Origin of the sequence: Clostridium aceticum (assembly GCF_001042715.1) — a bacterium.
Classification (GTDB): domain Bacteria; phylum Bacillota; class Clostridia; order Peptostreptococcales; family Natronincolaceae; genus Andreesenella; species Andreesenella acetica.
On record NZ_CP009687.1, the window covers coordinates 1106236 to 1121675 of the forward strand.

At 36.1% G+C, this 15440-nt stretch carries 13 protein-coding genes; all 13 read left to right on the forward strand.

Annotated elements, in window-relative coordinates; genetic code table 11:
• Positions 1-98: 98 nt before the first annotated feature.
• Entirely contained in the window at positions 99-1775 is a 1677-nt protein-coding gene (locus CACET_RS05025; RefSeq protein ID WP_044823346.1) for a formate--tetrahydrofolate ligase, read from the forward strand.
• A gap of 25 nt (positions 1776-1800) precedes the next feature.
• Positions 1801-2433, forward strand: a complete 633-nt coding sequence (locus tag CACET_RS05030; protein ID WP_044823345.1) for a cyclodeaminase/cyclohydrolase family protein — start codon at positions 1801-1803, stop codon at positions 2431-2433.
• Between the two features lie 121 nt (positions 2434-2554).
• Positions 2555-3409 (forward strand): bifunctional 5,10-methylenetetrahydrofolate dehydrogenase/5,10-methenyltetrahydrofolate cyclohydrolase, encoded by an 855-nt coding sequence (locus tag CACET_RS05035; RefSeq protein WP_044823344.1) that lies wholly within the window; start codon positions 2555-2557, stop codon positions 3407-3409.
• 104 nt (positions 3410-3513) lie between these two features.
• Complete coding sequence (locus tag CACET_RS05040) at positions 3514-4185, forward strand: methylenetetrahydrofolate reductase C-terminal domain-containing protein (protein ID WP_044823343.1); 672 nt, start codon at positions 3514-3516, stop codon at positions 4183-4185.
• Positions 4186-4206: 21 nt separating this feature from the next.
• Positions 4207-5088 (forward strand): methylenetetrahydrofolate reductase, encoded by an 882-nt coding sequence (locus CACET_RS05045; protein WP_044823342.1) that lies wholly within the window; start codon positions 4207-4209, stop codon positions 5086-5088.
• A 21-nt stretch (positions 5089-5109) separates the two neighbouring features.
• On the forward strand, positions 5110-6483 hold the full coding sequence (lpdA, locus tag CACET_RS05050) for a dihydrolipoyl dehydrogenase (RefSeq protein ID WP_044823341.1): 1374 nt from the start codon (positions 5110-5112) through the stop codon (positions 6481-6483).
• 76 nt (positions 6484-6559) lie between these two features.
• A complete protein-coding gene (locus CACET_RS05055; protein ID WP_044823340.1) occupies positions 6560-7327 on the forward strand; it encodes an ATP-binding protein in 768 nt (255 codons plus the stop codon).
• Positions 7328-7356: 29 nt separating this feature from the next.
• A complete protein-coding gene (gene acsD / locus CACET_RS05060; protein WP_144414724.1) occupies positions 7357-8301 on the forward strand; it encodes an acetyl-CoA decarbonylase/synthase complex subunit delta in 945 nt (314 codons plus the stop codon).
• Between the two features lie 75 nt (positions 8302-8376).
• Positions 8377-9741 (forward strand): acetyl-CoA decarbonylase/synthase complex subunit gamma, encoded by a 1365-nt coding sequence (acsC, locus tag CACET_RS05065; RefSeq protein WP_044823339.1) that lies wholly within the window; start codon positions 8377-8379, stop codon positions 9739-9741.
• An 85-nt stretch (positions 9742-9826) separates the two neighbouring features.
• Positions 9827-10612 (forward strand): carbon monoxide dehydrogenase/acetyl-CoA synthase methytransferase subunit, encoded by a 786-nt coding sequence (gene acsE / locus CACET_RS05070; protein WP_044823338.1) that lies wholly within the window; start codon positions 9827-9829, stop codon positions 10610-10612.
• A 39-nt stretch (positions 10613-10651) separates the two neighbouring features.
• Positions 10652-12778, forward strand: coding sequence for an acetyl-CoA decarbonylase/synthase complex subunit alpha/beta (gene acsB, locus CACET_RS05075; RefSeq protein ID WP_044823337.1), 2127 nt, complete (start codon positions 10652-10654; stop codon positions 12776-12778).
• A 67-nt stretch (positions 12779-12845) separates the two neighbouring features.
• Complete coding sequence (gcvH, locus tag CACET_RS05080; RefSeq protein WP_044823336.1) at positions 12846-13217, forward strand: glycine cleavage system protein GcvH; 372 nt, start codon at positions 12846-12848, stop codon at positions 13215-13217.
• Between the two features lie 169 nt (positions 13218-13386).
• Entirely contained in the window at positions 13387-15330 is a 1944-nt protein-coding gene (gene acsV / locus CACET_RS05085) for a corrinoid activation/regeneration protein AcsV (protein ID WP_044823335.1), read from the forward strand.
• Positions 15331-15440 lie beyond the last annotated feature (110 nt).

The window sequence follows — 15440 nt, forward strand, 5'->3', positions numbered from 1 at the left end:
CAATCCTTTGATTCAAACAAGCAAATTAAAGAGAAAGTACTTAAAATTCAAATAGATTCAAGTACTTATATTTAAACAAATTAAAGGGGGTTTTATAAATGAGTTTCAAGAGTGATATTGAAATTGCACAAGAAGCCACACCACAAGACATTAGAGAGGTTGCTTCAAAGTTAAATTTAACAGAGAATGACATCGAGCTTTATGGTAAGTACAAAGCAAAGGTGGACTATAATTTACTTAAGCAAGACAATGGTGGTAAAAAAGCAAAGTTGATTTTAACTACTGCTATCAACCCAACTCCAGCAGGTGAAGGTAAAACTACTACAACAATAGGTACTTCAGACGCCTTAAGTAGACTTGGCAAGAAAACTATTGTTGCTTTAAGAGAACCATCTCTTGGACCAGTATTTGGTGTTAAAGGTGGAGCTGCTGGTGGTGGATATGCTCAAGTAATCCCAATGGAAGATATCAACCTACACTTTACAGGTGACTTCCATGCTATAGGTGCAGCTAACAACTTATTGGCAGCTATGCTTGACAATCACATCAACCATGGTAACCAACTAGGAATTGACAATAGAAAAATCACATGGCGAAGAGCTATGGATATGAACGATAGACAACTTAGAAATATGGTAAATGGATTAGGTGGTAAAGGTAATGGTATCACAAGAGAAGATGGTTTTGACATTACTGTTGCATCTGAAGTAATGGCTGCTTTCTGTTTAGCAAGTGATATTGTAGACTTAAAGGAAAGATTAAGCAAAATTATTGTTGCTTATACAAAAGATGATAAGCCAGTTACAGCTGGAGAATTAAATGCTCATGGAGCTATGGCAGCATTATTAAAGGATGCTCTAAAGCCTAACTTAGTACAAACATTAGAAGGAACACCAGCATTTGTACATGGTGGACCATTTGCAAATATCGCTCATGGTTGTAACTCAGTAATTGCTACAAAAATGGCAATGCATTTTGCTGATTATGTAGTAACAGAAGCAGGATTTGGTGCTGACTTAGGAGCAGAAAAGTTCCTAGATATCAAGTGTAGAATGGCAGATCTTAAGCCTGATGCAGTAATCATCGTTGCAACTGTAAGAGCATTAAAATACAATGGTGGTGTAGCAAAACAAGATTTAAATCAAGAAAACCTTGAAGCATTAGAAAAAGGTTTACCAAACTTATTAAAGCACGTAGAAAACATAACACAAGTATTCAAATTACCAGCAGTGGTAGCTATCAATAAATTCCCACTTGACACTGAAGCAGAATTAACTCTTGTAAAGAGCAAGTGTCAAGAATTAGGTGTAAACGTAGCTTTATCAGAAGTATGGGCAAAAGGTGGAGAAGGTGGAGAAGAGTTAGCGAAGGAAGTAATAAGACTAACTGAACAACCAAGTACATTAGAATATGTATATGAATTAGATGCACCTATCAAAGATAAGATTACAGCGATTGCTCAAAAAATCTATGGTGCTGACAATGCAGACTTCACACCAGCCGCTCTAAAAGAAATAGATAGATTAACAAAACTTGGCTTTGACAAATTACCAATTTGTATGGCTAAGACTCAGTATTCTTTAACTGATAACCAAAATGTATTAGGAAGACCTACAGGCTTCAATATTACTGTAAGACAAGTAAAAGTATCAGCAGGTGCTGGATTCCTAGTAGCTCTTACTGGAGAAATTATGACAATGCCAGGATTACCAAAAGTTCCATCAGCTGAAAAAATTGATGTTGATGAATCAGGTGTAATCACAGGTTTATTCTAAAAATACATAACTAGGAGGAAGGACAATGAAGTTAGTAGATAAGAGTAGTGTTGAATTTACTAACGTCCTTGCCTCTAAAGCTGCGGTCCCCGGAGGCGGGGGCGCAGCAGCTTTAGTAGGGGCATTGGGAACTGCCTTAGCAGGGATGGTATGTAACTTAACTATAGGAAAGAAAAAATATGCACAGTATGAAGAGCAAGTTAAGGCAATCTTAGCAAAAACAGAAGAAGTTCAAAACTGCTTCTTGAAGATGGTGGATGAAGATGCTGAAGAGTTTTTACCATTATCAAAAGCTTATGGTATGCCAGCAAATACAGATGAAGAAAAAGCAGAAAAAGATAGAGTGCTGCAAGATGCTTTGAAAAATGCTTGTAGTGTACCGATTAAAATAGTAAGAACTTCCTATGAGGCAATAAAACTACATGAGGACTTAGTTGACAAAGGTTCTAAGTTAGCTATAAGTGATGTAGGGGTAGGGGTTCAATGTTTAAGAGCAGCTTTGATCAGTGGACAGCTAAACGTAATCATTAACATTGGAATGATCAAAGATCAAGAATATGTAAGTGCTGTTAAAGAAGAGACAGATAGACTGGTTGCAGAGGGAGTAAAAATCGCTGACGATGTCTATAAAAAAGTAGAAAAAGTACTTTCAGAATAATTAAAAAGCGACAATATTAGGTAAAGGGAAAACACCTGTTAACATATAAGTTTAAGTAGCGAAGGCTATCAACATATAGCAAGATGTTTAAAATATATAAAAATTAATAGGGGGTTTGAAAATGGGACAAGTAATAAAGGGGAAACCAGTTGCTGATAAGATCAGTGAAGACTTGGTAGTTGAGATTGAAGGATTAAAAGGTAAAGGCATTCAACCTAAGCTAGCTATCGTACGTGTTGGTGCTAGATCAGACGATTTAGCTTATGAAAAAGGTGCTCTTAGCAAATGTAAAAAAGTAGGCGTTGAAACAGAAGTTTTTGAATTAGCAGAAGATATTACTCAAGACGACTTTGTAAAAGAATTGAAAAAATTAAATGAAGACAAGGCTGTTAATGGAATACTAATTTTTAGACCATTGCCAAAGCAACTAGATGAAAGCGTTATCAAATATGTTATTGCTCCAGAAAAAGACGTAGACTGCTTTAGCCCAGTAAATGTTGGAAAGATGACAGAAGGAGACAAAACAGGATTCCCACCATGTACACCAACAGCAGTAATGGAAATTCTAAAGTTCTATGAAGTAGAATTACAGGGCAAAGACTGTGCTGTTATCGGGGCTTCTATGGTTGTTGGTAAGCCTACAGCCTTATTGTTATTAAACGAAAATGCTACTATTTCAGTATGCCACATCTTTACAAAAGACTCAGCTAAAGTAGCTAGTCAAGCAGAAGTTGTAGTAGTTGGTGTAGGTGTGCCAAGACTAGTAAAAGAAAACTGGATTGCTAATGGTGCAGTAGTAATTGACGTTGGTATCAACGTAGATGCAGAAGGTAATATGTGTGGAGACGTAGATTTTGACAATGTTCAAGAAAAAGCAGCTATGATTACACCAGTACCAGGCGGAGTAGGTTCTGTTACTACATCTATTTTAGCGAAGCATGTAGTAAAAGCCTGCAAGCAACAAAACAATTTATAGGTAAGTACTTAGTTAACTTATTGTACCAGTTTTAAGTTAAAGATGCTTTTAACTGGTGCGCTAAGTTAATAGGGTAACTTTGTTGAACTAAGGGGGAATAAAAAATGATTATTTCACAAAAAAAGCCTTTTGAAGAAGTTCTAAAGTTTCTAAAGGATAGTAAAAAGGTAGTTGTAACAGGTTGTTCTGAATGTGCTACCGTTTGTAAAGTTGGTGGCGAAGAGGAATTACAAGCTATGAAGGAACTATTAGAAACAGAAGGCAAAGAAGTGTTAGCTTCAATCGTTCTTGAACCAGCCTGTAACTTATTAAATACAAAAAAAGATCTTAAAAAATTAAAAGATGAGCTAAGTAGTGCTGATGCTGTACTTTCTTTATCATGTGGTGACGGTACACAAACAGTTGCAAAGGTTGTTAAGAGTGCAGTATATCCTGGTACAGATACAATGTTTATCGGTGAAATAGAAAGAATCGGACAATTTGAAGAAGCCTGTAGAGCCTGTGGTGAGTGTGAACTTGGATGGACAGCATCTATTTGTCCTATAACAAAGTGTGCTAAAGGTTTAATCAACGGACCATGTGGTGGTGCGAAAAATAAAAAGTGCGAAGTTAGCAGTGACAATGATTGTGCATGGCTTTTAATCTTTGAAAAGTTAAAAGAAAGTGGACAATTAGCAAACATGATGGAATTAAGAGAACCTAAAGATTTTGCAAAGGGCAATAGTCCAAGAAGAATTAATTTAAAAGATCAAAGTAAAGAAACTGTTGAAGCTTAGTTTGATAAAGGGGGTATTATAATGAGCTTATTAAGAAATGCAATTGAAAATGGAGAGTTTGCAGTTACGGCGGAAATGGCTCCTCCTAAAGGAACGGATTTTCATCATTTAATGGAGTGTGCCAGAGCCATTAAAGGAAGAGTTCATGGTGTTAACGTAACAGATTTCCAATCAGCTGTTATGAGAGCTACATCTTTAGCTACTTGTAAACTATTAAAAGACGAAGGTTTAGAGCCTGTTTTGCAAATGACCGGTAGAGACAGAAATAGAATTGCTATTCAAGGTGAGTTTTTATCTGCTGCTGTATTTGGAATTCCAAACGTGCTAGCACTTACAGGAGACCATACAGTAGTGGGAGATCATCCAGGTGCTAAGCCAGTATATGACTTAGACAGTGTTGGTATTCTACAAGCTGCAACAACTATGATCGGCGGAAAAGATATGGTGGGCAATGATATAGAAGGAGGAGTAGACTTCTTATTAGGAGCCTGTGTAACTCCAAGATTTGATCCTTTGGAAGCACAAATCCTTAAAATGGAAAAGAAAGTAAAAGCAGGAGCAAAATTCTTCCAAACACAAGCTGTGTTTGATATGGATACTATGAGAGAATTTAGAGAAAAAACAAAGCATATCAATGCAAAAGTATTAGCAGGTATTATTCCTCTAAAATCTGCTCCTATGGCAAAATTCATGAACAATAATGTTCCTGGAATCTTTGTTCCAGATGAATTAATTGAAAGAATGAAAAACACAGAAAAAGACTTAAGAGTACAAGAAGGTATTAAAATAGCTGGAGAATTTATCAGACAGCTAAGAGAAGAAAACCTATGTGATGGGGTACACATCATGGCTATTGGTGCCGAAGAAAATGTACCTGCAATTCTAGACGCAGCTGGTTTATAGTTTGCAAAAGGGGGGTTGAACGTGAAGGTAGTTGTAATTGGAGGCGGTCCAGGGGGATACGTAGCAGCCATCAAAGCAGCGATGCTGGGAGCGGATGTAACTATAGTTGAAAAAAAGAGAGTTGGAGGAACCTGTCTTAACGTAGGTTGTATACCAACCAAAGCCTTACTAGCTTGTTCTGATATGCTTGAAGGTGTTAGAGAAGCGAAAGACTATGGTGTAAATGTTAATGGTAGTATTGAAGCGGATTTCCAGTATATGATGAAAAGAAAAGATAAAATTGTAGATCAACTAGTTAAGGGTATAGAGTTTTTATTTGATAAAAAAGGTGCCAAGCTGATCAGCGGCTTTGGAAAGTTAATCGATAAAAACAAAGTAGAAGTTGAGAAGGAAGATGGTTCTAAGGAAGTAATTGAAGCAGATAAAATTATTTTAGCTACTGGTTCAGTTCCGATTGTTCCTCCGATTTTCCCTTACGATGGTAAGAAGATCATTACTAGTGATGAAGCTCTTTATTTAGAAGAAGCACCTGAATCTTTGATGATTTTAGGTGGGGGTGTTATTGGCTGTGAGTTTGGACAGTTTTTTAGTAAAATAGGCACAAAAGTAACCATTGTTGAAATGGCTGATCAGTTATTACCTTTTGAGGATAAAGATGTAGCAAAACAGTTGGAAAGATCCTTCAAAAAAGATAAAATAAAGATGATGACTGGACAAAAGATTGAAAAGTGTGAAGTGCAAGGAGACAAAGTTGTTGCCTACTTAGAAGGCGGCAAAGAGTTAGAGGCAGATGCAATGTTGGTGTCTGTAGGTAGAAAACCTTACTTAGACAACCTAGGCCTTGAAAATGTTGGTATCAACGTGGAAAGAGGAAAAATTGTTGTAAATGATAAGATGGAGACAAACGTCGAAGGTATTTATGCCATAGGTGACATTGTTGACACACCTTTCCTTGCCCATGTTGCATCTAAAGAAGGTATGGTAGCAGCAGAAAATGCTTTAGGTAAAAACAAAACAGTAAGTTATAGAGCTGTTCCTAGATGTATTTATACTTCACCAGAGGTAGCTGCTGTTGGTATCACTGAAAAAGATGCTGATGCTAAGGGAATAGCATATCATGTAGGTAAATTTGACTTTAGAGGACTTGGAAAAGCTCAAGCTATGGGTCACTTCCAAGGATTTATTAAAGTGCTAGCTGATGCTGAAGATAGAATTATCGGTGCATCAATTGTAGGCCCGCATGCTACTGACCTTTTGGCTGAATTAAGCTTAGCTGTTGAGTTAGGTTTAACTGCTGAGCAAGTAGGAGATGTTATTCATCCGCATCCAACATTATCTGAAGGTATTATGGAAGCATTGCATGATGTACACAAAGCCTGCGTTCACTCTGTATAAGGGATAGGGTTCTATTAAAAAGCCCTGTCCCATTAGGGGAAGCTTTTGTCAACAACAAACAGGAGGTAGATACTATATGGGATACACTATAGCTGTAGCAGGTAAAGGCGGCACTGGAAAAACGTCACTGACAGGGCTTTTAATAGACTACTTAGTAAAAAAAGGAGAAAAGCCTATCTTAGCTGTAGATGCTGATGCTAATTCAAACTTAAATGAAGTATTGGGTGAAGAAATTGAATTTACTATAGGTGAAATAAGAGAAGAAGTTAGCAAAAGAGAAAATACTGGGAATAGTTTTCCTGGTGGCATGACAAAGGCTCAGTATCTAAAATATCGATTGAATGGTGCATTAATTGAAGGTAGAGGATATGATCTTATCGTTATGGGTAGGTCAGAAGGCCAAGGATGCTATTGCTATGTAAATGGCATGCTTAGGGAACAAATTGATTCCTTATCCGATAGCTACAAATATTTAGTAATTGATAATGAAGCCGGCATGGAACATTTAAGCCGAAAAACAACCAAACATATTGACACCCTATTATTAGTAAGTGATTCTTCAAAAAGAGGAATCCAAGCAGTTGGAAGAATCAATCAACTGGTAAAAGAGCTAGGACTTAGTGTTCAAAATATTCATCTTATCGTGAATAGAGTAGCAAATGGTGAGTTGAAAGAAGACACAAAACAAGAAATTGAAAAACAAGGATTAAGCTTGCTTGGTGTAGTACCTTTAGATCAACAAGTTTATGAATATGATGCCCAAGGAATACCGCTGGTAAACCTTCCAGAGGATTCCATCTCTAAGACGGCATTAAGAAATATCTTATCAAAAATCCAGTTTTAATAGTAACTTTATTTAAGGGGGCGATTTTAGTGGCATTTAAAATGTCAGTACAGGATTACAAAGGAAAGATTAATGAAGTAGAAATAGGTAAAGGTGATAAAGCCTTTAAAGTTGGTGGAGAAGAAGCACTTTCATTTTATAGTTTTGATGGTGCAGCAGGTCAAACACCTAAAGTAGGTGTTGAAATTTTAGATATTTATCCAGAAGAATGGATTCCAGCTTTACAAGAATTGTATAAGGATGTAGCAAACAATCCTGCTGAATGGGCAAAGTTTGTTGAAAAAGAATTAAATCCTGATTTTATCTGTCTAAGACTTATAGGTGCTGATCCTAATGGATTAGATAAATCTGTTGAAGAATGTGCTGAAGTTGCTAAAGCTGTTGCTGAAGCCATTACTTTACCACTAGTTGTTGCTGGAACAGGTAACCATGATAAAGATGCTAAGTTATTTGAAAAAGTAGCTGCTGCTGTTGAAGGTAAGAACGTTCTTGTTTTAGCTGCTACAGAAGAAAACTATAAAGGTGTTGGAGCTGCTGCAGGTTTAGCTTATGGTCATAAGGTAGGCGCGGAATCTTCAGTAGATATTAACCTTGCAAAGCAATTAAACGTACTTTTAGGCCAACTTGGTGTTAAGACTGAAGATGTTGTTATGCACATTGGATGTTCAGCTGTAGGTTACGGATTTGAGTACCTTATCTCAACTGTAGATAGAATTAGATTAGCAGCTTTAAGCCAAAATGACAAAACTTTACAAATGCCTATTATAACACCTGTATCTTTTGAAACATGGAACGTTAAAGAAGCTGTTGCAGATGTAGAAGATGCTCCAGATTGGGGATGTAAAGAAGAACGTGGTATTACTATGGAAATATCAACTGCTACAAGTATTATTACAGTAGGTGCTGATGCAGTGATCGTTCGTCATCCAAAATCATTGGAAACAGTAAAGAAATTTGTAGCAGCATTAGCGTAAATTTTTCAAATAAACAACAACATATTTTATAAATAATATACTTTGTAAAATGATTTTTTAAGGGGGAAAGAAAAAATGGCTTTAACAGGATTAGATATATTTAAATTAACACCTAAAAGTAACTGTAAAGATTGTGGTTTTCCAACTTGTTTAGCATTTTGTATGAAGGTTGCAGCGGGAGCTGTTGAAATAGGTAAGTGTCCTCATATGAGTGCAGAAGCATTAGAAAAATTATCTGAGGCTACAGCACCACCAATGAAGGCTATTAAAATTGGTACTGGTGATAATGAATATACACTAGGTGGAGAAACTGTACTTTTCCGTCATGAAAAAACTTTTGTAAGTAGAAATAGATTTGCAGTAGCATTTAACGATGCAATGACTGCAGAAGAAGTAGATGCAAAGTTAGCTAACATTAAAAAAGTTAACTATGTAAGAATTGGTGAAGAGATGAAGGTTGAAATTGCTGCATTAAAATATACAGCAAACAAAGACAACTACATCAACCTTGTTAAAAAAGTTAAGGATAGCGATGCTCAACTAGTTTATATGCTAGTTTGTGAAGATGCTGACGTTCTTAAAGAAGCTTTAGAATTAGTGAAAGATGAAAAACCTGTGGTATATGGTGCTACAAAAGACAATTATGAAGCTATGGTAAACCTAGTGAAGGATGCAAAACTTCCTTTAGGTTTAAAAGCTGCTAATTTAGATGAATTATATGATTTAGTAGATAAGGTTCAAGCATTAGACTATAAAGAGTTACTATTAGCTGTAGAAGATCCTTCAGTGAAAGAAACCTTCAAAAACGTTGTTCAAATCAGAAGAACTGCTTTAAAAGAGCAGGACAGAAAGTTTGGTTATCCTTCAGTTGTATTTGCTAATGATTTAACAGGTGGCGACAAGTACATGGAAGTTGCCTTAGCATCATTATTCACATTAAAATATGGTTCTATTGTTGTACTGGATGACATAGACTATGCAAGAGCATTACCGTTATTTGCATTAAGACAAAATGTATACACTGATCCTCAAAGACCAATGAGAGTTGAGCCAGATTGCTATTCTATTAATGGTGCAGATGACAATTCTCCAGTATTAATTACTGTTGACTTTGCTTTAACTTACTTTATTGCAGCTGGTGAGATTGAAAGATCTAAAGTACCAGTATGGTTAGCTGTTCCAGATGCTGGCGGTTATTCTGTACTTACAGCTTGGGCTGCTGGTAAATTTGGTGCAGATAACATTAGTAAATTTATCAAAAATAGTGGTATAGCTGATAAAACAAAATCAAGAAAGTTAGTTATTCCAGGACTTGTAGCTGTACTTAAGGGTGAATTAGAAGACGAGTTGCCAGGCTGGGAAATTGTTGTAGGACCAGAAGAAGCTATGCATATTCCAAAGTTCTTAAAACAATTAGCAAGTGAAGATGCAACTGCGTAGATAATATATAAGTTAGTATGATTAAAATTAAGGAAAGGGTCACACCTTTCCTTAATATAAAAATAAGAAATGGGGGGTTATTTACATGGAAAAGTTCCTTGTAATTGGAGAGAGAATTCACTGTATTTCACCAGTAATTAGAAAGGCATTAGCTGAGAGAAATCCTGAGCCTATATTAAAAAGAGCAAAAGAGCAAATTGATGCTGGAGCAGATTATGTAGATGTAAACATAGGACCAGCAGCAAAAGATGGTGAAGAGTTAATGACTTGGGCTGTTCAATTGATTCAAAAAGAATTTGACAATGTTCCTTTAGCATTAGATACTATTAATAGAGCTGCTATGGTAGCTGGATTAAAAGTATATAACAAATCAAGAGGTAAAGCAATCATCAACTCTGCAGATGCTGGTCCAAGAATTGATTTATTTGACTTAGCAGCAGAACATGATGCAATGATTATAGGTTTATGTGCTAAAGAAGGTATCCCAAGAGATACTGAAGAACGTATTGCTTATTGTACAGAAATGTTAGAAAAAGCTATGGGATTAGGTATGGATCCAAGCGACATATTATTTGACCCGCTTTTCCTAGTTATTAAAGGAATGCAAGAAAAGCAATCAGATGTTTTAGATGCTATTAGACAAATTACTGAAATGGGTCTTAAAACTACTGGTGGATTAAGTAACGTTTCTAATGGAGCTCCAAAGCATGTAAGACCAATTTTAGATTCAGCTTTTGCAGCTATGGCAATGCAATGTGGACTTTCTTCTGCAATCATCAATCCATGTGACAAAGAATTAATGGACACAATTAAATCTTGTGATGTTATTAAAAACAACATTCTATATGCTGATTCATACTTAGACTTATAATAACTTTTGTAATAAATATAAAAAAGGGGGTAACAACTTATGAATTTGTTTAATATTATTTACACTGGTTCTAACCAAGCTTTAGCGGCAGCTGAAGGTCTGCTAAAAAAAGCTATCGAAGAAAAAGGTGTAGACCACAAAGTAGCTTTTCCAGAAACTGCTTATTCACTTCCTATCATTTATGCAGCAACTGGACAAAAAATGAACACACTGCAAGATTTAGAAGGTGCTATCGGAGTTGTTAAGAGCTTAATCGATGAACAACCTCGACTAGAGCCAGCTTTAAATGCAGGTCTAGCTACAGCAGTTGCAGCAGAAATTATTGAAGCTGTTAAGTACGCTTTAAATGAAACACCTTATGAGGCACCTTGTACTGGGCATATCAGTGATGCGATTATCCGTTCACTTGGTGTACCACTTGTAACTGGAGATATCCCAGGGGTTGCCGTTGTTTTAGGAGAATGTCCTGATAGCGAAACAGCTGCTAAAGTTATCAAAGATTACCAATCAAAAGGTTTACTTACTTTCTTAGTTGGAAAGATTATTGATCAAGCTATAGAAGCAAATGTGAAAATGGGACTTGAACTAAGAGTAATCCCATTGGGATATGATGTAACTTCTGTTATCCACGTTGTATCTGTAGCGATCAGAGCAAGTCTTATCTTTGGTGGTGTTGAGCCAGGAAAACTTGCTGAACATATGGAATATACTAAAAACAGAGTACCAGCTTTTGTTAATGCCTTTGGTCCTTTAAGTGAGTTAGTAGTTTCTGCTGGAGCAGGTGCTATTGCTCTTGGATTCCCAGTAATTACTGACCAAACAGTATTAGAAGTGCCAACATTATTATTAACACAAAAAGACTATGATAAAGTTCCTGCTACTTCATTAGAAGCTAGAGGTATCAAAATTAAGATTACAGAAATTCCAATTCCAGTTGGATTTGCTGCTGCCTTCGAAGGTGAGAGAGTTAGAAAAGACGATCTTAACGTAGAATTTGGTGGAAACAAAACTGAGTGTTGGGAATTAGTTAAAGCTAGAGATTTAGGTGATATCGAAGATCATAAGATAGAAATTATCGGACCAGACATTGATCAAATTGAAGGAACTCCTAAGCGTCTTCCACTTGCAATCATTGTTGAGGTAGCTGGTAAGAATATGCAAGAAGACTTCGAGCCTGTATTAGAAAGACGTATTCACTACTTCATGAACTATACAGAAGGTGTTATGCACGTAGGACAAAGAGATACTTCTTGGATCAGAATCAACCATGATACCTTCAATGCTGGATTTAGATTGAAGCATATTGGAGAAGTTTTATATGCAAAAATGAGAGATGAGTTTGATGCTGTTGTTGATAAGTGTCAAATCACTATCGTAACAGATCCTGAAAAAGTAGCTGCTATGAAGGAAACTCATGCTATTCCTAAGTATACTGCAAGGGATGAAAGACTTGCATCTTTAACTGATGATAGTGTAGATACTTTCTACTCTTGTCTACTATGTCAATCCTTTGCTCCAGCTCACGTTTGTATCGTTACTCCTGAAAGACTAGGTCTTTGTGGGGCGGTAAGCTGGTTAGATGCTAAAGCTACTAAGGAGTTAGACCCAACAGGTCCTTGTCAACCAATTCTTAAAGAAGGTGTTGAAGACGAAGATAAAGGTATCTGGAATTCTGTTAATGAGCACGTTGCTGAAAAATCACAAGGTGCTGTAGAAAGAATTACTCTTTACAGTTTAATGGAAGATCCTATGACTTCTTGTGGTTGTTTTGAGTGTATCGCTGGAATTATGCCAGAAGCTAATGGTGTAGTTATCGTAAATAGAGAGCACGGTGGAACAACACCTGTAGGTATGACCTTCGGAGAACTTGCTTCTATGAGTGGTGGTGGGGTTCAAACACCAGGATTCATGGGACACGGAAGATTCTTCATCTCTTCTAAGAAGTTCGCTGCTTACGAAGGTGGTCCAAAGAGAATCGTATGGATGCCTAAAGAATTAAAAGACTATGTAAGCGAAAGATTAAATCAAACTGCTAAAGAAATGTATGGAATAGATAACTTTACAGATATGATCTGTGATGAAACTATCGCAGTTGATCCAGAAGAAGTATTGAATTTCCTTACTGAAAAAGGACATCCAGCTTTAGAAATGGATCCATTAATGTAAAAATACACACATAAGACTCCTACTTTTATAGTGGGAGTCTTATACAAAATTTAAGGAGGGTTTAAATATGTATCCAGAAAATTTAAAATATCATAAAGAGCATACTTGGGTAAAAGTAGAAGGAGATACTGCTTTAATTGGTATTAGCGATTATGCACAACAACAATTAGGCGAAGTATTATTTGTTGAAATGCCAGAAATAGGAGATGAAATTAAAGCTGGAGAAGAGTTCGGTGTAGTTGAATCTTCAAAAGTAGCATCCGACTTAATTGCTCCTGTAACTGGAGAAGTTTTAGAAATAAATGAAAAACTAGATGATGAAGCTGAATATATAAATGAAGCACCTTATGATGCTTGGATCGTTAAAATCAAGTTAGCTGATGCAGCTGAAGTAGAAGCTTTATTAAATGCTGAAGATTATCAAGGTGGATTAGAATAATTTTTAACTTACTTAAATGAAAAACCTGTTTCTGCAAGGTAGACTCTAATGATAGGCCAATGTTTTAAAGATTAGCCTGAGGAATATACCTTGCAGAAATATTATTATGCTTTTTTATGATCCTATTGCCTCGCTTTATCCTGGCAAGTATTATTGGAGGGGTATTCAGATGATAAATGTAAAGTTTATACCAGCAGGAATCGAAATCAAGGCAAGAATAGGTGAGAGTTTATTGGAGATTGCTAGAAGGGCAAATGTCTTTATAGATGCCCCTTGTAATGGTAGTCTTTCCTGTGGAAAATGCAAGGTTAAAATTGTTGAAGGACAAGTTGATACGAAGACAAACCGTCACATTACAGCAGATGAGCTAAAAACAGGATACGTATTGGCCTGTGATACGAAAGTAACAGAAGACGTAGTTGTTGAGACGATTGAAGGACAATCCTCCTATCTAGCGGGGATGAAGATAGAAGATTTATCGGGACCAAGAGATCATGAGATTTTTGAAAGAGCAAAGGCTCAAGTTTTAGATAATGGCATGAAATTTTCTTCCTATGTAAAAAAGGATTATATTATGATAGAAGCACCTACCCTTGATGATAATATATCAGATTGGGATAGAATAAAGAGGCACTTAAGAAATCACCTAGGATACTCAAAAGTATTCTGTAGATTACCTATATTAAGAAAATTACCTTCTATTTTAAGGGATAGTGAGTTTAAAGTAACCATCACCCATATACCTAGAGGAAAAAATAGAACAATGATTGTCAATATAGAAGCTGGAGATACCACAGATAGACTTTATGGCATAGCACTGGATATTGGAACCACTTCAGTAGCTGCCTGTCTTGTGGATCTTTATCAGGGTAAACTTTTAGCGAAGGCTTCAGCTGGTAATGCTCAAATGAAGTATGGAGCCGATGTTATTCATAGGATTATATATGCAACAAAAAAGAAGGGCTTGGAAGAACTAAGCCATGCCATCATACATGAAACCATCAATCCATTATTGGTAAAGATGTATCGTGATGCAGGCATAGACAAAGAAGAAGTAATTGCTTTTGTTGCAGCTGGGAATACAACGATGTCACATTTATTGTTAGGGATTTATCCTGACTACTTGAGACTAGAACCCTATATTCCTACATTTTCCAATGCACCCTTTATTAAAGCTTCTGAACTAGAATTAGAGATGAATTCTGAAACCTTTTTGTATATAACACCTTCTATAGCTAGCTATGTGGGGGGAGATATCACCGCTGGGGTTTTAGCTTCTGGAATATGGACTTCAGAAGAAAATGTATTATTAATTGATTTAGGAACCAATGGGGAACTTGTCTTTGGCAGCAAGGATTATATGGTAACCTGTGCCTGTTCAGCTGGTCCAGCCTTTGAAGGCGGAGAAATTAGTTGTGGAATGCGGGCTGCTGGTGGAGCCATTGAAAGAGTTGAGATAAACAGAGAAACATATGACCCCAAACTTGTGATTATAAATGATGAAAAGCCAAAGGGAATATGTGGATCAGGGATCATAGACCTTATTGCAGAAATGCTGAAAGCTGGTTTGATCGATAGAAGGGGAAAATTAAATAAAAATCTTGATAATAATAGGATACGATTTGACGAGTATAACATTGGAGAATATGTACTAGCTTTTAAAGAAGAGTGGGATATCCAAGAGGATATTACCATCACGGAAATTGATATTGATAATTTTATTAAGGCTAAAGGTGCAGTGTATTCAGGACTTTCTACACTGATTACCAGCTTAGGAATGGATTTTTCTATTGTCGATAAGATATATATTGCTGGAGGTATCGGAAACAGCCTTTCTATAGATAGAGCTATAGAGATAGGTTTGTTCCCTGATGTAGAAAAAGATAAGTTTGTATATATAGGAAATAGTTCTTTGATGGGATGTTATCTTACACTAATGAGTGAAGATGCAAGGAAAAAGCTAGAGGAGATTTCAAATCACATGACTTATATAGAGTTAAGTGTTTATCCAACTTATATGGATGAATTTATTTCTGCTTGTTTTTTACCTCACACAGATATTGAACGCTTTCCTACAGTTGAAAAAATTCTAAAAGATAATAAGATTAATTAAAGTGATATAAAAACTTTTTTATACTTAAAGATTTCTTTAAAGCGGTTGAAGTGCTTTAAGGAAATCTTTTTTTATAGAAAATATGTTATACTTAGTAGAGGGAACAGTAT